General features: G+C 73.1%; 20 protein-coding genes, 1 tRNA gene and 1 pseudogene. 8 read left to right on the forward strand and 14 right to left on the reverse strand.

Features of this window, described 5'->3' with window-relative positions:
- Positions 1 to 107 precede the first annotated feature (107 nt).
- The 6 genes from moaC (at position 108) to OG403_RS21760 (ending at position 6114) form a co-directional block, all read left to right on the forward strand.
- Complete coding sequence (moaC, locus tag OG403_RS21735; protein WP_329572437.1) at positions 108 to 545, forward strand: cyclic pyranopterin monophosphate synthase MoaC; 438 nt, start codon at positions 108 to 110, stop codon at positions 543 to 545.
- A complete protein-coding gene (locus OG403_RS21740; protein ID WP_329566896.1) occupies positions 542 to 1051 on the forward strand; it encodes a MogA/MoaB family molybdenum cofactor biosynthesis protein in 510 nt (169 codons plus the stop codon). The genes moaC and OG403_RS21740 overlap by 4 nt, the downstream gene beginning before the upstream one ends.
- Positions 1052 to 1065: 14 nt before the next feature.
- Positions 1066 to 1650, forward strand: coding sequence for a GNAT family N-acetyltransferase (locus OG403_RS21745; RefSeq protein ID WP_442910951.1), 585 nt, complete (start codon positions 1066 to 1068; stop codon positions 1648 to 1650).
- Positions 1651 to 1804: 154 nt separating this feature from the next.
- On the forward strand, positions 1805 to 2794 hold the full coding sequence (sepX, locus tag OG403_RS21750) for a divisome protein SepX/GlpR (protein ID WP_329566900.1): 990 nt from the start codon (positions 1805 to 1807) through the stop codon (positions 2792 to 2794).
- A 69-nt stretch (positions 2795 to 2863) separates the two neighbouring features.
- Positions 2864 to 2937 (forward strand) — tRNA-Ala (locus OG403_RS21755).
- A 372-nt stretch (positions 2938 to 3309) separates the two neighbouring features.
- Positions 3310 to 6114, forward strand: coding sequence for a PKD domain-containing protein (locus tag OG403_RS21760; protein ID WP_329566902.1), 2805 nt, complete (start codon positions 3310 to 3312; stop codon positions 6112 to 6114).
- A gap of 181 nt (positions 6115 to 6295) precedes the next feature.
- Here the strand turns inward: OG403_RS21760 and OG403_RS21765 are convergent, their stop codons facing one another.
- Positions 6296 to 7726 carry a DUF6177 family protein gene (locus tag OG403_RS21765; RefSeq protein ID WP_329566903.1) on the reverse strand — a complete coding sequence of 477 codons (1431 nt, stop codon included), beginning with the start codon at positions 7724 to 7726 and terminating at the stop codon, positions 6296 to 6298.
- On the reverse strand, positions 7723 to 11757 hold the full coding sequence (gene eccCa / locus OG403_RS21770) for a type VII secretion protein EccCa (protein ID WP_329566905.1): 4035 nt from the start codon (positions 11755 to 11757) through the stop codon (positions 7723 to 7725). Before eccCa ends, OG403_RS21765 begins: the two co-directional genes overlap by 4 nt.
- Before the next feature lie 29 nt (positions 11758 to 11786).
- Between eccCa and OG403_RS21775 the strand changes: the two genes are divergently transcribed.
- Positions 11787 to 12638, forward strand: a complete 852-nt coding sequence (locus OG403_RS21775; RefSeq protein ID WP_329566907.1) for a hypothetical protein — start codon at positions 11787 to 11789, stop codon at positions 12636 to 12638.
- A 71-nt stretch (positions 12639 to 12709) separates the two neighbouring features.
- On the opposite strand, the gene OG403_RS21780 is transcribed toward OG403_RS21775, so the two are convergent.
- The 11 genes and pseudogenes from OG403_RS21780 to OG403_RS21830 all read right to left on the reverse strand — a co-directional run bounded on the left by OG403_RS21780 (position 12710) and on the right by OG403_RS21830 (position 21402).
- Complete coding sequence (locus OG403_RS21780) at positions 12710 to 13909, reverse strand: MinD/ParA family protein (RefSeq protein ID WP_329566909.1); 1200 nt, start codon at positions 13907 to 13909, stop codon at positions 12710 to 12712.
- 15 nt (positions 13910 to 13924) lie between these two features.
- Positions 13925 to 15304, reverse strand: coding sequence for a type VII secretion integral membrane protein EccD (gene eccD, locus OG403_RS21785; RefSeq protein WP_329566911.1), 1380 nt, complete (start codon positions 15302 to 15304; stop codon positions 13925 to 13927).
- Between the two features lie 199 nt (positions 15305 to 15503).
- Positions 15504 to 15704: pseudogene (locus OG403_RS21790) on the reverse strand (hypothetical protein); the annotation flags it as partial.
- A gap of 247 nt (positions 15705 to 15951) precedes the next feature.
- The gene (locus OG403_RS21795; protein WP_329566913.1) at positions 15952 to 16236 is read right to left on the reverse strand and encodes a hypothetical protein; all 285 of its coding nucleotides are present in this window, start codon (positions 16234 to 16236) and stop codon (positions 15952 to 15954) included.
- Between the two features lie 122 nt (positions 16237 to 16358).
- Positions 16359 to 16643 (reverse strand): hypothetical protein, encoded by a 285-nt coding sequence (locus OG403_RS21800; protein WP_329566915.1) that lies wholly within the window; start codon positions 16641 to 16643, stop codon positions 16359 to 16361.
- A gap of 122 nt (positions 16644 to 16765) precedes the next feature.
- Complete coding sequence (locus tag OG403_RS21805) at positions 16766 to 17167, reverse strand: hypothetical protein (protein WP_329566917.1); 402 nt, start codon at positions 17165 to 17167, stop codon at positions 16766 to 16768.
- 14 nt (positions 17168 to 17181) lie between these two features.
- A complete protein-coding gene (locus OG403_RS21810; protein WP_329566919.1) occupies positions 17182 to 19449 on the reverse strand; it encodes an ADP-ribosyltransferase in 2268 nt (755 codons plus the stop codon).
- Entirely contained in the window at positions 19446 to 19880 is a 435-nt protein-coding gene (locus OG403_RS21815; RefSeq protein ID WP_329566921.1) for a DUF6507 family protein, read from the reverse strand. Before OG403_RS21815 ends, OG403_RS21810 begins: the two co-directional genes overlap by 4 nt.
- Before the next feature lie 167 nt (positions 19881 to 20047).
- Complete coding sequence (locus OG403_RS21820) at positions 20048 to 20356, reverse strand: pore-forming ESAT-6 family protein (protein WP_442910952.1); 309 nt, start codon at positions 20354 to 20356, stop codon at positions 20048 to 20050.
- 16 nt (positions 20357 to 20372) lie between these two features.
- Positions 20373 to 20705 carry a hypothetical protein gene (locus tag OG403_RS21825; RefSeq protein WP_329566923.1) on the reverse strand — a complete coding sequence of 111 codons (333 nt, stop codon included), beginning with the start codon at positions 20703 to 20705 and terminating at the stop codon, positions 20373 to 20375.
- 163 nt (positions 20706 to 20868) lie between these two features.
- Positions 20869 to 21402 (reverse strand): DUF6197 family protein, encoded by a 534-nt coding sequence (locus OG403_RS21830; RefSeq protein ID WP_329566925.1) that lies wholly within the window; start codon positions 21400 to 21402, stop codon positions 20869 to 20871.
- 277 nt (positions 21403 to 21679) lie between these two features.
- Between OG403_RS21830 and OG403_RS21835 the strand changes: the two genes are divergently transcribed.
- Positions 21680 to 22132, forward strand: coding sequence for a hypothetical protein (locus tag OG403_RS21835; protein WP_329566928.1), 453 nt, complete (start codon positions 21680 to 21682; stop codon positions 22130 to 22132).
- 44 nt (positions 22133 to 22176) lie between these two features.
- Here OG403_RS21835 and OG403_RS21840 read toward each other — a convergent pair whose 3' ends face one another.
- Entirely contained in the window at positions 22177 to 23358 is a 1182-nt protein-coding gene (locus OG403_RS21840) for an aminoglycoside phosphotransferase family protein (protein ID WP_329566930.1), read from the reverse strand.
- Positions 23359 to 23391 lie beyond the last annotated feature (33 nt).

The raw sequence follows: 23391 nt of genomic DNA on the forward strand, positions 1-23391 counted from the left end.
GGAGCGGTACGGTAGCGCGGTATTCACCCCGTTCTGCTGGAGTAACTGACGTGACCACACCACCCGGCGACCGCCTGACCCACGTGGACGAGACGGGCGCCGCCCGCATGGTCGACGTCTCCGAGAAGGCCAGCACGGTGCGCACCGCGGTCGCGGCCGGCCGGGTCAGGGTCGCCCCGCGGGTGATCGAGCTGCTGCGCGGCGAGGGCGTGCCCAAGGGGGACGCGCTGGCCGTCGCCCGGATCGCCGGGATCATGGGCGCCAAGAAGACCCCCGAGCTGATCCCGCTCTGCCACCCGATCGCGATCTCCGGGGTCACCCTCGACCTCGAAGTGACCGACGAGGCCGTCGAGATCACCGCCACCGTGCGCACCGCTGACCGCACCGGCGTCGAGATGGAGGCGCTCACCGCGGTGGCGGTGGCCGGGCTGACCGTGATCGACATGGTCAAGGCGGTCGACAAGGCCGCCGCGATCGAGGACGTCCGGGTGCTCACCAAGACCGGCGGCAAGAGCGGCGACTGGGTGCGGGGTGAGGCCTCGTGAGGGCGCTCGCGGTCACCGTCTCCAACCGTGCCTCGGCGGGGGTGTATCCGGACCGGGGCGGCCCGCTGCTGGTCGAGGGCCTGCGCGCGATGGGCTTCACGGTCGACGGCCCGCGGCTGGTGCCGGACGGCGAGCCGGTGGAGAGCGCGCTGCGCGAGGCGGTGGCGGCCGGCTACGACGTGGTGCTGACCACCGGCGGCACCGGCATCTCGCCGATGGACCTGACCCCCGAGATGACCGCCCGGGTGATCGACCGCCAGATTCCCGGCATCGCCGAGGCGATCCGCGCCCACGGGCGCGAGAAGGTCCCCACCTCGGCGCTTTCCCGGGGCCTGGCCGGCCTGGCCGGCCTGGCCGGGCGCACCCTGATCGTCAACCTGCCGGGCTCCACGGGCGGCGTGCGGGACGGTCTCGCGGTGCTGGAGCCGCTGCTCGCGCACGCCGTCGACCAGCTCGCGGGCGGTGACCACCCGCGGCCGGCGCAGCAGCCGGGGGGAGCGAGCTGAGCGCCGGCTGGCCGGTGGAGCTGCGCGAGGGCGACATCGTGCTGCGCCCGATCCGGCTGCGCGACCGCACGGCCTGGCAGGAGGCGAGCCGCCGCAACCGGGACTGGCTGCGCCGCTGGGAGGCCACCGTGCCGCCGGTGCCGCTGGGCCGGGTCGCCGGGCCGCGACCGACCTACCGTCAGATGGTCCGCTACCTGCGCCGCGAGGCCACCGCCGGGCGGATGCTGCCCTTCGTGGTGCTCTACCGGGGCGAGCTGGTCGGTCAGCTGACGGTGGGGGGGATCACCTGGGGCTCGATGTGCTCGGCGAATGTCGGCTACTGGGTCGACGAGGCGGTGGCCGGGCGCGGCATCATGCCGATCTCGGTGGCGCTCGCCGTGGACCACTGCTTCCAGGTCCTCGGGCTGCACCGGGTGGAGGTCTGCATCCGCCCCGAGAACCGGCCCAGCCGCCGGGTGGTGGAGAAACTCGACTTCCGCTCGGAGGGGGTGCGGCCCCGCTACCTGCACATCGACGGGGACTGGCGCGACCACCTGGTCTACGCGCTGACAGCCGATGAAGTCCCGGAAGGACTGCTGGAACGTTGGCGCATGAGGTAATTGAATAAGTGTTCGAAAATCATATCGATATGGCATCGCCGCCCCGGCAAGCGGTGACAAATTCCGGCAAAATAGTCAGAGAATCAGCTTGGCGGTGCGACACGCCGCGTCAAATTGCTGCCCGCTCTTACCCAACGCCCGTACGGTGTGAAACGTGAGCAGTAGCGGCCTCATCTACGCGGTCATCGTAGGGGCCTGGGCTGCCTATCTGGTGCCCATGTGGCTCCGCAGGCAGGACGAGCTCAACGAAGCGCGCCCGACCGAACGTTTCAGCACCGCCATCCGCCTGCTCGCCGGGCGGTCGGCGATGGAGCGCCGGGCGTCCCGGGCCCTGGGCGACAACGACCCCAGCACGACCACCGACGGCACCCCTGACGCCGAGTCGGCTGACGCGCCGTCCGGCAATCCGCCGGGCGGACTCGCGTCGGGCGGCGGCGTACCGTCCGCCGGGTCCGGCACGGTCCCCGTCGCGGGCCTCGCGAACGATCCCGCCGGTGACCGGCGGGCGCGGCTGCTGGCCCGCCGCCGGCGGATGGTCACGGTGCTCTTCCTGGCCTTCGCGCTCGGCGCGATCGTGGCCGCGGTGGCGGGCGTCGCCTTCCTCTGGGCGCCCGCGCTGCCGGCCCTGCTGCTCACCCTCTACATCGGCCACCTGCGCCGGCTGGAGCGCCAGCGCTACGAGGTCAAGCTGGACCGCTCCAGGGCCGCCCAGGCCGCCCAGCGGGTGCGCGAGCGCGAGCAGGCCCGGGCCGCCACGGTCGTGGCGGACATCGCGACGGTGGCCGCCGAGGTGGACCAGGAGCACCCGCACCCGCGCCCGCACCCGCACTCGCACCCGCGGCTCACCGTCGCCCCGGCCGAGCCGCCCGCTGCCCGCCAGGCGCTGGTCGAGGCCACCGACCACCAGGAGTGGGTGGACGGCCTGCGCGAGCGCGCGGCGGCCGGCCCCGACTCCTGGGAGCCGGTCCCGGTCCCGCTGCCCACCTACGTCACCGCCCCGGTCGCCCCCCGGGTCACCCGCGGCCTCGACCTCGGCGCCCCCGGCACCTGGACCTCCGGCCGCCCCGCCGAGCCCTCGCACACCCCGCTCTTCGACCAGTACGAGACCCCGCCCGCCAGCCGCCCCCGCGCGGCGGGCGAGTAGCCCACCCCGTCCCACCAGCGGGGGGTGGTCACGAGCCCCCTCCAGAAGGTGCTATTGTTTCTTCTCGTTGGGGCTGTGGCGCAGTCCGGTAGCGCACCTCGTTCGCATCGAGGGGGTCAGGGGTTCGAATCCCCTCAGCTCCACCCAACGACTGTTCACGAGTCTGACTCGTGAGTGGTCACGAGATCCCGTCCGATCGTTCTGATCGGGCGGGATCTCTGCGTTGTGGGGGCTGCTTCGAGGGAGCGTCCGAACTCGGCTGGCCTTCGGGGTGGTCCGGGTGCAGGAGGCATGCCGGGGCCGCCGCTGGGGTGGGGGCCAACGGCGGCCGGGGGTCGGGCTCTTCGGGATGCGGGCGGAGTGCTCGTCAGCTGGGCGGCCTCGCAGGAGTCGGATCGCGGTGCCGTCGTCGAGCGGGGGGACGAGGTGCTGGTAGCGGGCCGGGAAGGCTTGTAGCGGTCGATCTCGGCGAGGAGAATACGCACGCCTGTTCGCCGATTCGGGGGAATCCCACTTTGCGCCTTCGCCATGTCGCCGGTCTCGCCGTTGCGACTGCCATCACGCTGCTCGGACTGCCGGCCCTGCCGGCCGCCGCCGACGCGCCGACCACGCTGTACGTCAACAACAGTCCGGGCAGCCAGTGCAGCGACGCGGGTACTGGCACCCAGGCCCAGCCGTACTGCACCATCTCCGCCGCCGCCAAGGTCGTTCAGCCCGGGCAGACCGTCCGGGTGGCACCGAGCAGGTTCGGCTACCAGGAGGAGGTGGACCTCACCCGGTCCGGTACGCCGGACCAGCCGATCACCTTCGTCGGCAGCGCCCCCGACGGCACCCCGGGGGCCACCATCCAGGGTCTCTACGGCCCGGACGGAAACCCGTGGCCGCACGCGGTGAGCATCGCCGGCCAGCACGACATCACGTTCACCGGGTTCGACTTCACCAACGCGAAGCAGCCGGTCTCCGTGACCGACTCCAGCCGCGTCACCGTCGATAACAACCTCATCAGCGCCCGGCTGACGGTCGGCTCGCAATCCCCTTACCCTGCCTCGGTGGTGGTCTCGGGCCAGAGTGACCACGTCTCGATCACCAGGAACGAGATGGAGGCCGGGTTCGGCGTAGCCGTCTCCGCCGGGGCGCAGTCCACGCTGATCAGCACCAACGAGATCGGCGCCAACAACAGCGTGCCGGCGCTCACGGTGACGGACGCGCCGGGCACCGTGATCACCAGCAACACGATCGGCTACCAGTGCTACGGGGGAGTGAGCCTGACCGGTGCCTCCTCGGGCGCCTCGGTGCAGAACAACATCATCGTCGGCGACGGTAACTGCACGACCGGCTCGGGCACCCTGATCTCGCTCTCCGCCGACTCCGTCGCGCAGAGCACGGTGGACTACAACATCGTCCACCCGCTGACCGGCCAGACCACCTACGGCTGGGCCGGTAGCGACTACAGCTCTCCGGCGGCGCTGCAGAGCGCGACCGGTCAGGCGGCGCACGACATCGACAGTGCCGTGAGGTTCGACAACATCGTCGGCGCGCATGTCGGACTGACGGAGGGATCCGCGGCCGTCGACTCCGCCAACGCGCAGGCGCCCGGAGTCCTCGCCACCGACCTGCTCGGTCACGCGACCGCCGACGACCCGAACGTTGCGAACACCGGCGTCGGTGCCGGCGGCTTCCGCGACCGCGGAGCCGTCGAGTTCGAGGGCCTGCAGTCGGTCTCCCTCAGCCTGAGCGGCGCCCAGTACCCGTCCGCCCAGGGGCCGGCGCCGCTGACGGTGACGGCTCAAGCGACGGTGAGGAACTCCTGGAAGACGACCCTGACCTACACCTACGACTTCGGTGACGGGACTGCGCCGGTCGTCACCACGCAGGCGCAGTTCAGCCACACGTACCTGACGACGGGCCAGTACACCGCTTCGGTCACGGTCACGGACGGCGTCGGCGGAACCCTGACCGCCGTCGCCCCGACCCCGGCGGTGGCGACCGTCCTTGCCCCGCTCGCCCCGGTCCTGACGGTGACGCCGGCGAGCCAGTTGCTGACCTACTCGTTCGCCGCCACGGTCCCCGCCAGCACCTGGCAGGTGACCGGCTACACGCTGGACTTCGGTGACGGCACCACCGTCTCCACTGCCTCCACCACCCACACGTACCAGACGCCGGGGACGTACACGGCCACGCTGACGGTCACGGACGAGGCGGGGCGCTCGCAGAGTGTCCAGCAGGTGGTGCAGGCCGCCGCGCAGCCCGGCGGTTTCGTCGCCCTGACCCCGAGCCGGCTGGTGGACACCCGCCAGTCCTTCAGCAGCCACCCCGGCCCGGTGGGGCCCGGCGGGTCGATCGTGATCGACCCCCCGGTGCCCGTCGGCGCCACGGCGGTGGTGCTCAACGTCACCGCGACGGATGCGACGGCCGACACCCACGTCGACGTCTCGCCGGCGCTGGGGTCGGGGACGTCGTCGCTGAACCTGGGTGCGGGCGCGACGGTGGCCAACCTCGTGACCGTGCCGCTCAGTTCCAACGGCTACGTCTACGCTCGCAACAACGCGGGCTCGGTGGATCTGGTGGTCGATCTGTTCGGCTACTACGCGCCCGGTGCGGCGGACAAGTTCACCTCCACCACGCCGGCCCGGCTGTTGGACACCCGGTCGGGTGCCCCGCTGGCGTCGGGGGCCACCACTGCCGTGCAGGTGGCGGGGGTCGACGGTGTGCCGTCCGATGCGACGGCGGCCGTGTTGAACGTGACGGCGATCGACCCGGACGCGGACGGCTACGTGTCGGCGTTCGCCGACGGTACGGCGAACCCGTGGACCAGCAACCTGAACTTCACCCGGGGGCAGACGGTGCCGAACCAGGTGATCGTGCCGCTGGGCGCGGACGGCAAGGTCGAGGTGTTCAGCCACGGCGCCGACACCCAGATCGCGGTGGACCTGTTCGGCTACTACAGCCCCGAGGGGACGGGCCTGTTCACGCCGGTCACCCCTTCCCGGCTGGTCGACACCCGTGAGGGCGCCGGCACCCCGCTCGGCGCGAACAGCTGGCTGCCGGTCGGCGCCCGTGGGGTCGGCGCCGCGCCGGCGAACGCGACGTCCGCCGTGGTCAACGTGACGGCGATCGAGCCGGACTCGTCGAGCTACCTGGCAGTCCGCGCGGACGGCACGGGCGTGCCCGGCACCAGCAACCTCAACCTGACGCCGGGTGTGACGGTGGCCAACCACGTCATCACCGGGCTGGACGCCAACGGGAACTTCGCGGTCTTCAACCACGCGGGCAACACCCACGTGGCGGTCGACCTGTTCGGCTACTTCAGCGCCGGCTGAGCCCACCGCGCCACCCGTCCAAGGGCCCTGCCAGGTCCTGCACCACTTCGGTGGTGAGCGGCTCACGGAGTCCCGCCCAGAGCAACTCCGGGCGGGACTCCGTGTTCTGCGGGTGCGTCGAACCTGACGAGGCGTCTGCCGGGCGGCCCCGGTGGGCGGGCGGCCCACCGGGGGTCGGGTCTCAGGCCGTCGGGGCGTCGCGCAGGTGGCGCATCAGGAGCTGCAGGGCGCTCCAGGCGCCGGCCGTGGTCCCGTCGCCGAGGGGGTACAGCAGGCCGGGGCGGCCGGTGGGGCCGAGCGGGAGCGGGGCGCCGGGGATGGGTGGGCGGCGGGCGTACTCGAGGCCGGTGCGGTGGACGGCGTCGGGACCGATGGCGAAGCCGACCGGGATCGGTACGGCCTCGAAGTGGGCCGGCACGGTGAGGTCACGGCGGGCCGCGCGGCGCTGGACCAGCAGGGACTGCACGTCGTGCCGGCAGACCAGTTCGGTGGCCAGCGCCGGGATGCCCTCCAGCGGCGGCTGCTCGCCGGCCGGGTAGCCGAGGACCAGGGTGACGTCCTCCTCCACGCCGTCCACCGTCCGGGCGACCCGCACGGTGGCGACGGCGGGCTGCTCCGGGGTGCCGACGACGACCGCCCAGGTGCCGGTGGGGGAGCGCCGGTGGGCCAGGTCGGTGAGCTCGCGACGGGACCAGGGGAGGCTGACCGGCTCGGCGGTCCCCCAGCCGACCGGCGGCTGCCCGGTGAGGGTGCGCCAGACCGTCTCCAGGGCGCCGCCCAGGACGAGTTCGTTGTCGGCCGGCCGCAGCGTGCGCAGCGAGAGGATCAGCTGTGTCTCGCCGTGGTCGGGCAGGTCGACGAAGGCGCGGGCGACAGGCGTCTCGCCGGGCGGGGCGTCCACCGGCTGGAAGGCGCCGTCCTGCCAGCGCAGCACCGCGCCGGACAGGCCGTCGTAGTAGCCCTGGGCCTCGTCACGGACCACCCAGCGGGTGTCGGTGCCGCTGAGCAGCGTCCGGGTCGCCAGGGTGAGCCGGCAGTGCGCGGGGGTGACGATCTGCAGGCCGCGCCCGGAGCCCAGGCAGGTGCGCAGCGCGTCGGAGAGCCAGGAGGTCATCGCGACCACCGGCCGGTCCTGCATCACCACGGCGACCCGGTCGGTCAGCACGTCCACCGCGGGATGGCCGGGGGCGGCGGCCGGCCCCGGGGTGAGCGCGGTGTCGCCGGCGGCGTCCGTGGCGGGGGCCGGCACCGCGACGGCGGCCTCCGGCGGCCAGACCAGGCCCCCCAGCCCGGCGGTCAGCCGGCTGGCGAAGGCGCCGGCCAGCCGCTCGGCGTGCGGCGCGGCGGTGGTGGCCCGTGCCTCCACCCACCAGGCCGGGGTGCCCACGGCGGCGGCCTGGTCGCCGAGCAGCCGGGCGGCCTCGCCCGGCACCTGGAGCAGGATCGGGGTCTCGATCGAGACCAGCGGTCGGCCCTGCTCGTCGCAGAGCTGCAGCACCGCGCCGTCGGCGAGGGTCTGCAGCCGCAGCTCGGGGCCGGCGGCGAGCAGCCCGGCGAGCAGCGACTGCGGGTCGGGCATGCGCTCGGTGAGCGCGATCACGTCCTTGGTCACGAGGAGTCCTGGGGGGCGAGGGCAGCCTGCGCGGCGGAGCCGGCCTGCTGGTCGGGTGCGGTCCTGGGGGCGAGCGCGGTCTGGATCAGGCGGTTGGGCTCGCCGCGCCGGACCAGGTGGCCGCGGCCAGCCGGCTGCGCCGAGGCGTACAGGCCCGGGAAGAGTTCGCCCTCCGAGCGGTCGCCGGTCATCAGCAGCCCGGAGGTCCCGCTCTCCCGCAGGGTGAGCAGGAACGGGTCGTACATCGCCCGGGAGGCGCCGGCCACCCGCCGGGTGACCACGATGTGCAGGCCGATGTCGGGCGCCGAGGAGAGGAACGGCAGGAACGGCGCGAGCGGCTGCTGGCCGGCCGTGGTCAGCACGTCGTAGTCGTCGATCAGGATCACGATCCGCGGCCCGCTGAACCAGGTGCCCTCGGCCAGCGCCCGCGGATCGGTGTGCTCGTCCGGGATCCGCTTCTCGAGCTCGGTGGCGATCCCGGCGGCCAGTCCGCCGGAGATCTTGGCGTTGTACGCGTAGCCGCCCTGGTAGGGCTCCGGAACGAGGTCGCGCAGGCCGCGCCGCGGGTCCATCACGGCGAAGACCAGCTGCTCGGGCGTGTAGCGGTCGATCAGGCCGCGGGCCACCAGGCGCAGCAGGTTGGTCTTGCCGCACTCGTTGTCGCCGAGCACCAGCAGGTGCTGGTCCCGTCCGAACAGGTCGAGCGTCACCGGCGCCAGCGCGCTCTGGTCCAGGCCGATCGGCACCCGGTGGGGCTCGGTGGCCGGCGAGGGCAGCGTGGCGGCGGGCAGCCTGGGCGGCAGTACCCGGACCTGCTGGGCACTCTCACCGGTCCAGGCGGAGCGGACGGCCAGGACGGCCTGTTCGAGGGCCGGACCGAGGTCGCCGCCGGTCGCCATCGAGTCGATCCGGGGCAGCGCCACCTGGGCGTTCAGCCGCCCGTCGGTCAGCGCCCGGCCGGGGCGGCCGGGGGCGATGGCAGCGGCCAGCTGGCGGTCGATGCTGCTGTCGCCGGGGTCGTTGAGCCGCAGCTCGATCCGGGTGCCGAAGGTGGCCTGGGTGGCGATCCGCACGTCGTTCCAGCGCAGCATCGCGCCCACCACGTGGATGCCGTAGCCGCCGCCGCGCTGCAGCAGGTCCAGGACGTGGTCGTCGATCTCCTCGAAGTCGTCGCGCAGTGCCCCGAAGCCGTCGATCACCAGCACGATGTCCGTCGAGCCCAGCTCGGGCAGCTGCCCGGCGGCGCGCACCGCACGCAGCCGTTCCACCGAGTCGATGCCGTGCTCCCGGAAGGCCGCCTCGCGGCGCGCGAGCATGCCGTGCACCTCCTCGATGGTGCGCCGGACCCGCTCGCGGTCGGCCCGGCCGGCGATCCCGCCGACGTGCGGCAGCCCGGCCAGGGCCTGCAGTCCGCCGCCGACCAGGTCCAGGCCGTAGATGCCGACCTCGGCCGGGGTGTGGGTCATCGCCAGCGACAGCGCCAGCGAGCGCAGCAGGGTGGTCTTGCCGGCCTGCGGCCCGCCGATCACCGCCGCGTGCCCACCGGCCACGGTGAGGTCGAGGTACCAGCGGCCCTGCCACTGCCGGGCCGGGTCGTCCAGCAGGCCCAGCGGCACCCGCAGCGGGCCCGCCGTGCCGGCCAGCTGCATGCCGCGGTGGGACACCTGGACCGGACCGGCCGCCGTGTCCAGGGTGAGCGCGGCGGGCAGCGGCGGCAGCCAGATCTGCTGCACCGGCTGGGCCGCGACCCGCAGTTGGTCCACCATCAGGCCGAGCACGGTCGGTCCCAGCGCGCGCCGGGGCGTGGTCGGCTCGCTGTCGTCGGTGCCCGGCTCCGCCTGGGAGAGGGTGTTGAACGACGGGAACGGCAGCACGGTCGGGCCGCCCTGCTCGTCCTGCGGCTGCGCCGGGCCGCTGTAGGAGCCGGAGACGAAACCGGCCTTGAACCGCTCGTAGGCGCTGGTGTCGACCTTGAGGTAGCCGAAGCCGGGCAGCGGCGGCAGGTGGAAGGCGTCGGGGGTCTCCAGCACCGTGCGGCTCTCCTCGGGGGAGAAGGTGCGCAGGCCCAACCGGTAGGAGAGATAGGTGTCCAGGCCCTTGAGCCGGCCGCCCTCGATCCGCTGGCTGGAGAGCAGCAGGTGCACCCCGATGCTGCGCCCGATCCGGCCGATGGACAGGAACAGGTCGATGAAGTCCGGCTTGGCGGTGAGCAGTTCGCCGAACTCGTCGATCACCACGAACAGGTGCGGCAGCGGCGGCAGGTCGGGCCTGGTCTCCCGCAGGGCGCGGTAGTGCGAGATGTCGGCGATGTTGCCCGCGTTCTTCAGCACCTGCTGGCGGCGCTGGACCTCGCCGGCCAGGCTGGCGTGCACCCGCTCGACCAGGCCGGCGTCGTTCTCCAGGTTGGTGATCACCCCGGCGACGTGCGGCACCCGCTCGAACGGCGCGAAGGTCGCACCGCCCTTGTAGTCGACCAGGACCATCGACAGGTCCTCGGGCGGGTGGGTGGCGAGCAGCGCCAGCACCAGGGTGCGCAGCAACTCGCTCTTGCCGGAACCGGTGGCGCCGACGCAGAGCCCGTGCGGGCCCATGCCCAGCTCGGCGGACTCCTTGAGGTCGAGCAGCACCGGCTGCCCGGCGTCGTTGACGCCGATCGGCACCCGCAGGAAGGAGCGTTCGCCGCGCGGCGCCCACAGCCGGGCGAGGTCGAGCGCGGCGGGATCCGCGATCCCGAGCAGGCCGGCGTAGTCCACCGAACCGCCGGTGCCGCCCTCGGCGGCGGAGTCCGCGGACAGCCGCAGCGGCGCGAGCATCCGGGCCAGTCCCTCGGCGCCGGCGGCCGAGAAGTCGTCGACCGTCCCGTGGACGGTGACCGGCTCGGCGCCGCGCAGGTCCTCCACGCTGATCCGGTCACCCTCGACGGTGATCCGCACCGACACCTGGCTCGGCTCGGCGACCCGCTCGGCGACCAGGTGCAGCACCGTGACGCCCATCTCGGCCAGCGCCACCGCCTCGTCCGGGCGCAGGAGTTCGCCGGCGATCTGGCCGTGGCCGTCGCTGACCACGAGCAGTCGCCCGGTCAGCCCGAGCGCGTCGCCGCCCGCCAGGCCGCGCCGCACCTCGGCCGCGTACGAGGCGCGGCGGCGCAGCTCGTCGCCGAGCAGTTGGGCCAGCTGGGCCAGGTCGGGCGCGATCCGGCGGGCGTGGATCGGGCCGTCCCACTGCTCGGGGTCCAGCACGTGCGGCAGCCACTTCGCCCAGGCCCAGTCGGCCAGCCGGTTGCCCGGCACCGCCAGCGCGAGCCGGACGTCGTCCGGCGCGTGCGAGACGGCGGCGTGCAGCAGCAGCGTGTGGACGACCCTGAGCACGGCCGAGCGCTCGCCGACCACGCTGACGTTGCCGGCCCGGTCCAGCGGGACCGGCAGCGGCAGGTCGCCGGTGGTCCGGAAGCGGTGCAGCAGCGCGCGGGCCTCGTTGAGCATGAACTGGTCGGGCGGGGTCAGCGCGCTGGAGCCCTGCGCGGCCAGTGTGAGCGGCCGCAGCTGCAACTCGCCGGTGCCCGCCCGTACGTGCAGGAAGTCCGGGTCGGTGCGCCGCCGCTCCCAGAGCCTGGCCGGGTCCTGCACCAGGTCGTACAGCGCCTGCGGCGGCGGTGCCAGCAACCGCGCCTGGGAGCGCAACTCGCGCTCCTCGACGGCCAGTTCCTCGCGCTGGCGCTCCAGGTACTCCAGGTACCGCTCGCGCTGCGAACGCCGGGTGCGCTGGGCCTTGCCGCGCTGCGAGAAGAGCATGCCGATCGTGCCGCAGACCGTGACGATCAGGGTGACCGCGCCGATCGCCGCGTACTGGCCGCTGCGCAGCACCGCCATCATGACGACCGAGCTCATCACGCCCATGATCGGCAGCATCGCCTGGGCCAGGCCGCCGGCCTTGCCCTCGGGCAGGTTGGGCGGCGCCTCGACGGTGCGCGGCGCGGTGTCCGCCAGCGGGCGCGTGGTACGGGCGGGACGGTGGACCAGCCGAGTGGTCATCTGTTCCACCTCACTGATAGGAACGGGCAATGAGTGATCGAGCGGACATCGCATCCGACGTCCGGGCGCTGATCGCGGACCTGCTGCCGGTGCTGGTGCCGCACGCGATGCTGGACGCCGACACCGGACGCCTGGTGCTGCCGGTCGGTGCCGCGCACGCGGACATCCCGGTGGAGCCGGTCATCGAGCGCTGCGCGCCGCTGCCCTCGCACGCCTGGCCGAGCCAGGTGGAGGCGTGGCTGGCCGAGAAGGTGGCGCAGGTGACCGCCGCGCTGGCCGAGCGCCGCGAGTTCGGGCAGGTCGAGCAACTGCTGCGGGTCCAGGTGGTGCCGCGGCTGCCCGAGCCCGAGCGGGGCCGGTTGATGTGCACGCCGTACGGGGACCTGCTGGACGTGGTGGTGGTGCTCGACCACGAGAACGGTGGCCGGCTGACCCGGGAACGGGCCGATCGGCTGGTGCTGACCGACCCGGGCGGCAACGCGCTGGCCAACACCTTCGGCCTTGAGCTGCCCCGCTTCGCGGTGACCGAACGGCCGTTGGGCGAGGGCGGCACCGTGCGGGTGGTCGGCCGGCCGGGCAGCGTGCTGGCCACCAGCGTGCTGCTCGGGCTGGACCGCTTCGTCCCGGAGCCGACTCCGCACGGGGTGCTGGTCGGGCTGCCGCGGTACAGCGAGGTGCTGCTCTACCCGGTCCGGGCGGGCGGTCCGGCCGGCGCGGCCCGGGCGATGGCCGACCTGGTGGCCGCCGGTTACGACCAGGCCGCGGACCGCTGCGACCGGCGGCTGTTCTGGTACTCCGAGGAGCAGTTGGGCGTGGTCGAGTTCGGCCGCCTGACCGGCCGGCCGAAGCTGCCCAGGCCGGTGCGCAGGCTGCTGCGCTAGCGCTGGCGGCAGCCTGCGCACCGGCCTGGGCAGGGCCGGAGGCTTCGGGGCGGCGGGCAGTGGACGCATCGCTACCCGCGGACGGCCCGGTCGAGCAGCCCGGCCGCGAGCCGCGTCACCTGGTCCCGGGTGCTGCGCGCGAGCCGACCGGTGTCGATCCGGCCGCCGGCCGCCAGGTGCCGGTCGTAGGGCAGGCTCAGCACCTCGACGCCGTCCACCGCCAGGTGGGCACGGGCCTTGCCGAGGTCGATCTCCGGACGCGGTGACGTCTCGGTCAGGACGACCACGGTGGACGGCAGCATCGGGCGCGGCAGGCCGCTCATCCAGCTCAGCACGGTGTGCGTGCTGGTCACCCCCTCGACGGTGGCCGGCGCCACCAGCACCCGCGACTGCGCGGCGGACAGCGCACTGCGGGCCAGCTCGCCCGGCAGCGACTCGCAGTCGACCACGGTGATCGCGAAGTACCGGCGCAGCGCCACCGCCACCGACTGGTAGGCCGCCAGCTCCAGCCGCGCGCCGATCTGCCCGCGGCTGCCGGGCAGCAGCCAGCCGCCCTCGGGCAGCGCCACCAGGTAGCCGAGGATCTGGTCGAACGGCATGGACGGGTTCACCAGTTGGGCGATCTCGTCGAAGGCCCAGCGCAGTTCGCGGGCGCCGGTGCGGATCGGCAGCGTGCCCAGGGCCGGCTCGGCCTCCAGCAGCAGCACCGGGTCGCGGCGGTAGTGCGTGAAGGTCGCGCCCAGCAGGGCGGCCACCGTGGTCTTGCCGGCGCCGCCGCGGATGCTGGTGACCGCGATCTGCCGGCCGGTGGTGATCGGCTGCTGGATCGCCTTGGCGGTCGCGGTCGCCAGCTCGACCTCGCGGGCCGCCGAGGACCCGAGGACGCGGCGCAGCGCGCGGCCGGCCCGGACGGCCGCCGGGTCGCCGTTGCGGGGCTTGGCCGGGGAGAGCGACAGGGCGGGGTCGATGGCCGGCACGGGGGCGGGCGGCTCCAGCGGGAGCTGACGGGGCCGGGGCGGGCGCTGCCGCCGCGGGGCGGCGGGTTGCGCGGGCGCGGCGGCGGGTGCGGTCACCGCTGCGGGGGCCGCCTGGTACTGCTGCGCCTGGTACTGCTGCTGCGGGTGGTGCTGTTGCTGGTGCGGCGTTTGCTGGTACGGCGGTTGCTGGTATGGCTGTTGCGGCTGCGCGTCCTGGGGGAGCTGACCCGCGAGCGGCATGTTGCCGCCGCCCAGGTCCCCGTACAGCGAGTGCTGCCAGTCATCGTTGGACATTTCTCATCCCCCGTCTCAGAACGTGCCGAGGAGCCGCGCGTACACGCCGAACACCCCGACCGCGAGTGGGATCAGCGCGACCACGCCGACCGCCTCGACCGCGTCCATGGCCCGCCGCAGCCGGACCCGCACGTGATCCGGCGGCTGGACGGCGAGGACGGCCAGTGGCAGCAGCGCCAGGACGGCGAGCACCAGCAGGCGGGTGTGCCCGCCCCCGCCGCCGTGGCCGTGCGCGGGGTCGGGCCAGACCGTCATCAGCCGCAGCACCAGGGCCACGGACCCGGCGAGCAGCGCGACCACCTCGGCGGTCAGCGGGTACGCCCGGGCCCTGGCCAGCAGCACGACGGTGACCAGGACGGTGAGCAGCACCGTCCACGGGTTGCGCACCGAGACAGCCAGCCAGGCACCGGCGGTCGCCGACACGGCGGTCGCCACGGTGGCCATCGCCAGGCCGCGGTGTGCGGCGGCCAGCGCGCCGGCCACCTCGAGACGGCTCACGGACGCGCCGCCCGAGCGCCGGTCGTCCAGCCCGGTCAGGCCGGCCGCGACCAGCGCGAGCCGGGGGAGCACCCCGAGCGCGATCACCGAGACCACCGCGAGCACCGCACCCAACTGCGCCTGACCGCCCGGGTGGTGCGCGCCGGACAGCAGACCCGCCACCGCTTCCCAGAGCGTGCCGAGCCCGAACACGGCCCCGGCGCCGATCAGTCCGCCGCGCCCGATCGGCGAGAAGAGACCGAGCAGCAGCAGCGTCAGCACCACCGTGCCGCCGAGCAGCGCCCAACGGGTGGCCGGCGGCCAGCCGTGCGCGTCTGCCAGCGTCCAGGCGCCGAGCGCGCCGAGCACCCCGCAGCCGAGGACCAGCGTCGTGCCCAGGCCGCGGTTGCCCAGCCGGGTCGCGACGACCCCGGTCAGGCCGAGCACCGCGCCCACCGCGGCCAGCCAGCCACCGGCCGTTGCCGCCCCGAGGTCGCCGACCGCGAGGAACCCGGCGGCCAGCGCGAGCACCAGGGTCGCGAGGCCCGCGGTCTGCCGGCGGCCGGCCGGCTTCCAGCGCCCGTCCCGCAGGTCCAGGTCGTCGGCCACCTCGTCGGTGACGTCGTGCACCACCGGGGCCGACGGGGTGTCCTGGGCGCGAACCAGCCGCAGCACGGCGCCGTCCGAGATGCCCGCGTCGGACAGCGTGCCGTCCTGCGGGAGGATGGTGCCGTCGGTCAGCACCAGGTGACGCAGCATCGGCCGGGCGGCGGCCTTGTCGTCCAGCATGACCAGTACGTCGGGCAGCAGACGCCCGATCGGCTCGTCCGAGGGGAGGACCAGGTCGACCCGTCGCCTGTCACCCACCAACGTCACCCTGCTCAGCCCAGCTGAGCGGCCCCCGCCTGCCTTCACCATTTCGCAGAACCTATCATCGCGACGGAGTCGTCCGGCCGGCCGGGGACGGCACCGAACGCGTGGTTGACGGCGCCACCGAGGGCTTCTCGGAAGGCGCTTGGGAGAGCTTCGCGGCGGGCGCGTTCGACGGTGTGTCGGACGCTCCGTCGGACGGCGCGGTCGACGATGCCGGAGCGCTCGCCGGTGCGGCCGGATGCATCAGCTTGTGGCTGACGAACGACCACCCGACGCACCCCGCACAGAGCACCGCCGCCAGCGCGATGCCACCGAACACCTTGCCCAACTGCTCGTCGGTGGAACGCTGCGAGCGCATCGAACCGTGCAGCAGCGCATCCCGCATCCGCCGGCGCCGAACCGACACCGACTCGAGCAGCTGACTGTCGAAGTCACGCGCCGACATCAGTGGTTGTCCACCTTGTCTCTCCTGTCCCCGTTGGCACCGTGGTCGTCGTCAGGCTCGCTGTTCATGGGTGGCGAGCGGTGGGAACGGGTACGGCGCACCGTGAGCATACTGGGCGACAACTTCCGCGAATGGCGCGGGTGCAGGTGGTTGTCGAATTCCACGGTTGATCATTTTTTGTGGGAGCGGTATCGACATGTGGAGGAGCGTGGGTCTTTTGGCACACTCCTCCGGCAATTGGCGATGGTCAGCCCTGCGCGGCAATTGCCTTGAGCGCGTCCAGGGTGGGGGCATTCGCCTCGGAGCCGGGGATCACCCAGCCGTAGTTGGCGTGGCCGACGCCGTCGGAGAGTTCGGCGAGGGCCTGGGCGGGCGTCAGGTCGCGCTGCTTGCGCTCGCGGAGCTCGGTCTTCCAGGCGCCCTTGGCCTGCCGTCCGGGGATGCCGGCAGCCACGGCCGGGAGGAAGTTGGCCGCATCGTCGTGCTCGGCCGCCCAGAGGTAGCCGAGCACGACGCCGTCCGCGTTCGCCACGGAGGCGTAGCGGACGGGACCGTCCGTGGTCCGGTCGTAGTCGCTGGGGCCGCCGGGCAGCGGGCGCGCCTCAAGGTCCTGGGAGAGCCTGGGGCTGCTCCAACTGCCCGGTTCGTCGGCGTTCAGCTCTGGCCGGCGATCTGGTTGAGCGCGTCCAGGCTCGGGGCGGTGGCCTCGGAACCGGCGACGACCCAGCCGTAGTTGGCGTGACCGACGCCGTCGGAGAGTTCGGCGAGGGCCTGGACGGGCGTCAGGTCGCGCTGCTTGCGCTCGCGGAGCTCGCCGATCCAGCTGACCCAGGCGTTGTCGGCGAAGTCGCCGGCCTCCTCCCGGGGGAGGAAGCCAGCGGCGTCGTCGTGCTCGGCTGCCCAGAGGTAGCCGAGCACGACGCCGTCCGCGTTCGCCACGGTGGCGTAGCGGACGGGACCGTCCGTGGTCCGGTCGTAGTCGCTGGGGCCGCCGGGCAGCGGGCGCGCCTCAAGGTCCTGGGAGAGCCTGGGGCTGCTCCAGCTGCCCGGTTCGTCGGCGTTCAGCTCTGGCCGGCGATCTGGTTGAGTGCGTCCAGGCTCGGGGCGGTGGCCTCGGAACCGGGAACCACGCGACCGGAGTTGATGTTCCCGGCAAACCCGGCCAGCTCGGCGAGGGCCTGCACGGGCGTCAGGTCGCGCTGCTTCCCATGCCGCAGCTGCGTGACCCAGGTGCCCGCCGCCTGCCTTGCCGGAATACCGGCGGCCGGGCGCGGAAGGAAGTCGGCGGCGTCGTCCTGCTCGGCTGCCCAGAGGTAGCCGAGCACGACGCCGTCCGCGTTCGCCACGAGGGCGTAGCGGACGGGACCGTCCGTGGCGTCGGCGTAGTCGCGGGGACCGCCGGGCGAGAGCTTCATCTGCAGATCGTCGTAGAGACCCGGACTGCTCTTGCGATCGCCAGTCATGGTTTCGACCTCTTTCATCGCTTCGGCAGAATCTCGCCGTAGATCTGGTACTGGCCCTTGTCATCCAAGATTACGTGGTCCACGTGGTACTGCAGGCCGCGCCCGAGCAGGAGTTCGCGCTCACCGGCTCCGTAGTGGCCGACCTTCTCGACCCACATGGCCGGAGTCCCCGCCGGTACCCGCCAGTGGAAGACAGCCTGCTTGCCCCCGAAGGCCGAGGCGGGGTTGTGGCCGAGCGAGGTCGAGACGTACGAGTCCTCGTCGAAGGTGTGGCCGACCATATTTTCCGGATTCATCGGAATGTGGGACAGGTCGGTGCCGCGTACGACGCAGATGTCCTCGGTGACCGGGCTGCTCGCCATCGCCTTGTCGATCTCGGCGATGTCGTGTCGCACGGCGGGGGTGTCGAACGCCGAGTCGCCGCGGAGGTATCCGTTGATCTCCACATAGCTCGGGTGACTGCCCCGCGGGGTGACGTCCGTGGGGGAGCAGGTGTAGTCGTAGAGGGCTTTCTGCTCCTCCTTCGGCAGGTTCTCGGCGAGGTGGTTCCAGTGGTCGGCGCCGTACTGGAAAGCGTGGCCGTCTAGGTAGAACTGCTTGGCGCCGTGGGAGATCTCCGCCTCGGCGACGGAGACCTGCTGGTCCTTGGGCAGGCTGTCGAACTTGTCGTTCGGCATCGGGTTGTTGCTGCCGTGCGGGTGGCCGGCCCCGTTCGGGTGGGCCGCGCTAGGGCCGCCGGGGTGCGCCGCCCCCGGGTCGCCGGTGTGCACCGGCGTCGGCGGGTGCGCCGCTCCCGGGTCGCCGGCGTGTCCGGTGGCGGGGCCGCCCGAGTGCGCGCCGGGGTCGCCGGTGTGCACCGGGCCGGGGTCGCCTGTGTGGACCGGCGTCGGCGGGTGCTGGTCAAGGCCGGGCGGGTGCACCGTGGCCGACGGGTGCGGCGCGGTGCCGACCGGGTGCACGTCGGAACCGGGGTGCACCCCGAGTCCGCTGCCCGGGTGGACGCCGGGGACCTCGGTCTTGGGCAGCGTCCAGCCCGGCGGCAGCGGTGCGCCGCCGCCCGGGTGGACGCCGACCGGGTTCTCGGGGACCTTCAGCTCGGGCTGCGTGATGCCCGGGTGGGCGCCCGCGAGGTCGTCCAGGCTCTTGACGCCGTCGCCCTTGAGGTTGCCCAGCGCGGTCGCCAGGTCGGAGACCGACGGGAGCTTGCTGAGTACCGGGGCAAGTGCCTTGCTCACGTAGGTCATCGGGTCGATGACCTCGCCGACCTTGGCCAAGGCGCTGAGCGCCTTGGCGCCGGTGCCGGCCTCGCCTGCCTCGCCGAGGGCGCCCAGCTTGCCGATCTTCAGCGGGGCGATGACGCAGGTCAGGATGTTGAAGGAGACCGAGCCGGCGGCCGTGGCGGGGTTCTTCTTCCACTCGTCCCAGGCGACCATGCTCTTGGCGAAGGCGATCGGGGCGTTCTTGGCGCCCTTCAGCCAGCCGGGCAGCATCGAGTCGGGGGTGGCGAGGAAGGCCGGGTCGAACTGCGTGATGGTCAGGCCCAGGGCGAGCTCGCCGATGCCCTTCCAGGCCTGTTCGAAGTTCTTCAGGCCGCCGAAGCCGACCAGCGTGCCCAGGCCCTTGATGGTGCCCCAGATCCCGTCGACGATCAGGCCGTCCCAGACGAAGCTCTTCGTCCAGTAGCCGACGTCGTACCAGTGGTGGGACTGCTGCTCGGTGCTGCCCCACGGCACCTGCGCGCCGTCCAGCTGGTCACCGGTGTAGCCGTACATGTCGGCCTTGTTGCTGCCGTCGTTGCCGACGTACTGGGTGCCGCCGAAGACCGAGTCGATCTTGTTCGCCGCGGTCCGCTCGGCGGCCCAGAACGCGGCCACCGCCGTGTCGACCTGGTGCAGCAGGTCGTTGTTGTGGTCGACCTTGTTCTTGTCGTACTTCCAGTCGTCGTCACCCTTGACGCTGGCCACGAAGGTGGCCGCCTGCGTCTGCAGGTCCTTCAGCTTCGCCGCGATCGGCCGCACCTCGGAGGCGTACGAGCTCAGCGCGGACGCCACCTTCTCCACGTCCGAGGCGAACGAGTCCGCCTGCGTGGAGACCGGCTTGGTGGTCGCGAACAACTGGTCCGCGTCCGGCGAGTGGTAGTACGCCGACAGCCCCTGGAAGGTGCTGTGGATGTTCGAACCGTCGGTGCGGATGTTCCCGGCGTCCGTGGTCAGCGACTTGGCGTCCGCCTCCAGCTGGTCCAGGTTCCCGGCGAACTGCGGGATGTCCTCCGGCTTGATCACTTGCCGGCCTTCTTTCCGCTGGCCGGGGTGTCGCCGCCGCCGGGCGGGGGCACGGTCGGGTCGGTCAGCGCCGCCTTCTGGGTGTCGGCCGCCATCTGGTCGTCGCCCGCCAGGTACGCCTTGGTCGCGTCCACCGCGCCCTGCATCGACTTGCCGGCCCGTGCGGCGATGAACGACAGCTCGCCGTCCTTGGCCTGCGCGAACTGCGCCAGTGCCAGTGCCACCAGGCCGGACGGCTGCTTCGAGGCGTCCCCGGAGCTGTTGCCGCTGCCACCGCTCTGGCCGGGCTGGGTCAGCCCGCCGGCCGAGGTCGCGGCACTCTCCAGATGACCGCCGTACGATTTCGCGTCCGCCGCCAGGCTGTCGAACGACTGACTGGTCTTCACCAGGACGGTACGCACGCCGTCCGGGTCGATGTCCCACTTCGCCACAGAAACTCCCCCGTACTGAACCGCTCTTGCCACCGGCCGGTCGGACCGGCCACCACCTGGGACCGCCCGACCGGACCGCACGATCCGGTCAACCGACCGGATCGGGTCGACCGGACAGTGCCGGTCGACCCGATCCGATCAGACGGTCGCGACCGACCTGTGTCCGGTCAACCGATGCCGTCCACCGCTGACTTCGCCCGCGACAGCGTCTGCTGGGCGGTGCCGTCGTTCTTCTCCAGCGTCCCCTTGACCAGGTTGATGATCCCGCGGACCTCGGTGGCAGCGCGGTTCCAGCGCTGCTCCTTCTCGTGGTACTGGTCCGAGACGCCGTCGGCGGTGAAGTCCGCCATCGCCGCCTTGACCGCCTGGTCACGCGAGTTGATCAGGGTCTCGAGCCGCGCGATGGTGCCCTGCAGGTTGCCCTGCACCTCGCCGGAGGCGCCGGTGTCGTAGCTGCGCCGATCGGAGTTCGCCATGATGAAATCCCCCGTCCTAGCGCCCGGAGAACCGGGCGGCATCGAAGTTCGCCGCACCCATGGTGGAGCGCGCGGTGTCGGACATCTCGGTGTCACCGGTCGAGAACGACTGGTTCATCCCGGACTGGCCGCCCAGGATCCCGCTCAGCGCACTGTTCAGATCATTGGTGATCTGGTCCGCCTGGCCCTTGAAGGAGTCGAACGCGATCCGGCCGGCACCGTTGAATTTGCCCTCGAGCGGCTGGACCGCGGCGATCAACTGCTTGATCAGGGTGCCCAGGTCATCGCTCGAACCCTGTGTCTGCTTCAGCAGCGTCGACAGCGTCTGGCTTCCCATGTCGAACTTCACAAACTCATCCCCCGTCGAACTCAGTGCTTTCACGCATTGTCAGTTCCGCGCACATCGCCGACGAATCGACCAAATGCGCTGCGATTGCCATCAGAAGGGATATCAGGCCTGCCTGTGAGGCTGCAAGCCGTAGTCCGTTTCGGGCAACCGTGCTGAGGGTCGGTCAGAGCCGCAGTCGCGCCGCCCGCAGCGCGGCCTGCTCCAGCAGCCGATGGACGTCCGCGCGGCGGGTGTCCGGGTGGTCGTTGTACTCGTCGGGCGAGCCGACCGGTCGCCCGGTCGCGTGCAGCACTTCCATCACCTGCGCCCGGGCGGTGCGCACGGTGTCGGCGGTGCCGTAGCCGTGGCCCAGTACGGCGGCCTGCGCGCCGAGCAGGCAGACCCGCCCCGCCGGATCCCACATCGCGCCCTGCAGCCAGCCGTACTGGGTCAGGTAGCGCGAGGTGAGCCGCAGGTGCTCGGCGGCGCTGACCGGGACGGGGCGGGCCGGACGCCGGACCAGCCGGTCGCGCAGGGTGCGGCGGGGGAGTGGGTGCTCGGCGTTCCAGGGACGGAGCACCTGGCCGTACGGGCAGACGTACGGGGCGGGTGTCCGGGCCGGGCCGGGCAGCGAGGCCAGGTAGGCCTCGATCTCGGCGACCAGGCCGGAGGCGTCCGGGAGGATGACCAGTGGCCGGGGCGGCAGGGTCAGGCGCACGGTGGGCTCCCTCTGTCCTTGTTATCCGGATTATCCGGTTTCGTGCTCCTTTCCATGGATAGCCGGAGCGGGGGCGCCCGGCGTGGACCGGCACTTCGAGGGGCGTGGCGTGTCGCGGGCCCCGCCGGATGGCCGGTGGCGGGGGTGCGCGGGTCAGCCTGAAGGTGGAGGGCATGAGCCCCGGGGTGGAGGGGCGCCTTCCGCCCCGGGAGCGACGCGAGCCGCCGGTCCGCTCCGGAGGATTGGAAGTACCAACCCGTCGCCAGAAGGACCGCCCATGTCGCCCAGGCCCGCCACCGTCGCCGCCGTCACCGTGACCGTCCTCGGCCTCGGCGTGCTGGGCGTCGCCATGGCGCCGGTGGCCGGTGACCTGCTGGCGAGCCGGCACATCGAGGAGTCCAACTACACCTCCGGCGCCCAGGCGAAGACGGCTCGGGCCTCGGTGCCGCGCTGGCTGCCGGACAACGCGACGGCCGTCCGGTACAAGATGTCGACCACCGGCGGCGACCGCCTGCTGCGCGCGCACCTGCCGGCCGGGGTGCTGCCGACCGGGTGCTCCACCGGCGCGCCGGGAGCCGGTGCCACCGCCGCCAAGCTGCACGCCACCTGGTTCCCGGCCGGCCGGGCGACGGCCGAGCCCGTCGCGCAGTGCGGGAGTTACCGGGTCGAGCTGGAGGGCGAGCAGCTCTACGCCTGGCAGGACAACGCCGACCAGCTCGCCGCCAAGTAGCAGCCAAGTAGCAGCAGAGCAGCCGCCGGGCAGCCGCGTCACCGCTACGCCGAGCGCTCGAAGGCCGCCAGTGCCGCGCGCAGCTCGGCGGCCGGATCGCCGGCGTGGTAGCGCTCCTCGCTGGGCTCGATCCGGTCGAGGAACTCCTGGTAGCGCACCGCGTAGCCGAGGTGGACGAGCGGCTCGGCCAGGCGCAGCGCGGTGGCCGGATCGCAGCCGGGAGCCAGCGCCCGCCAGGCCGCGCTCCAGGCCTCGGCCGCCTGGCTCCAGCGCTCGGCGGAGGTGAAGTCCTTGGGCCGCAGCCCGTCGACGGCCGGGTGGCCGTAGCAGCTGTCGGCGAAGTCCACCAGCACCACCGCGTCCGGCTCGGCCGAGCGCCAGTTGCCCGGGTGGAAGTCGCCGTGCAGCACCGTCTCCGGCAGTCCGCAGGCCGCCAGCCGCTCGATCAGCTCCGGTAGCCGGTCGACCAGTTCGGCCGCGCGGGTCCGCTCCTGTGGCGTCAGCTCGGCCCCCGCCGGGCCGTCCAGCAGGGCCCGGGCAACCGCCGGCAGCAGGCGCGGCGAGCGGTTCGGCAGCCCGGCCGGCGGCCGGTCGGGAAAGCGCGCGGCCAGCGCCGCCTGGACCCGGGCCAGCCGCGGTACGGCGGCCTCGACCAGCTCCGCCGACGGGCCCCAGCAGTCCGCGCCGGGGACGTGGTCGAGCAGCAGCAGCCGCCGCGCCGGGTCGGCGGCCAGCACCACCGGCACGAAGTGCGGGTCCACCGAGGCGTAGTGCCCGATCACCTCGGCCTCGTCGACCGCGAAGTCGCGCCCGGTCTTCAGCCAGACCGGCCCGGCGGCGGTGGGCAGCCGGAACAGCCCGGCCAGGTTCCAGGTCTTCACCTGCTCCACCGGCCCGAGCACGGGCCGGTGGAGCACGGCCAGCGCCTGCTCGGCCCAGGTCAGCGCCGCCAGCACCCCGGCGGCGGTCGCGTAGCCGGCGCGCCGCGGGTGCGGCGCGAGCAGCGCCGACTCCTCAGCCGTGCTGGGGCGGGTCACCGGGTCCGACGCCGGCTCGCGCAGCGCCAGCGCGTGGTAGCGCACCCGCCCGCCCCGACCGTCGGCGCCGCCTTCGACGTCCAGCAGCCGCAGCACCACGGTCGGCACCCCCAGCACCGCCGCCAGCCGCGCGGCCACCGGCTGCACGTCGTGCCAGCGCGGCCGGCCCGCCACGGTGAACGGGCTCACCACCCCCAACTCCCGTTCACCGCATGACACCAG

Source organism: Kitasatospora sp. NBC_01266 (genome assembly GCF_036242395.1).
Classification (GTDB): Bacteria; Actinomycetota; Actinomycetes; order Streptomycetales; family Streptomycetaceae; genus Kitasatospora.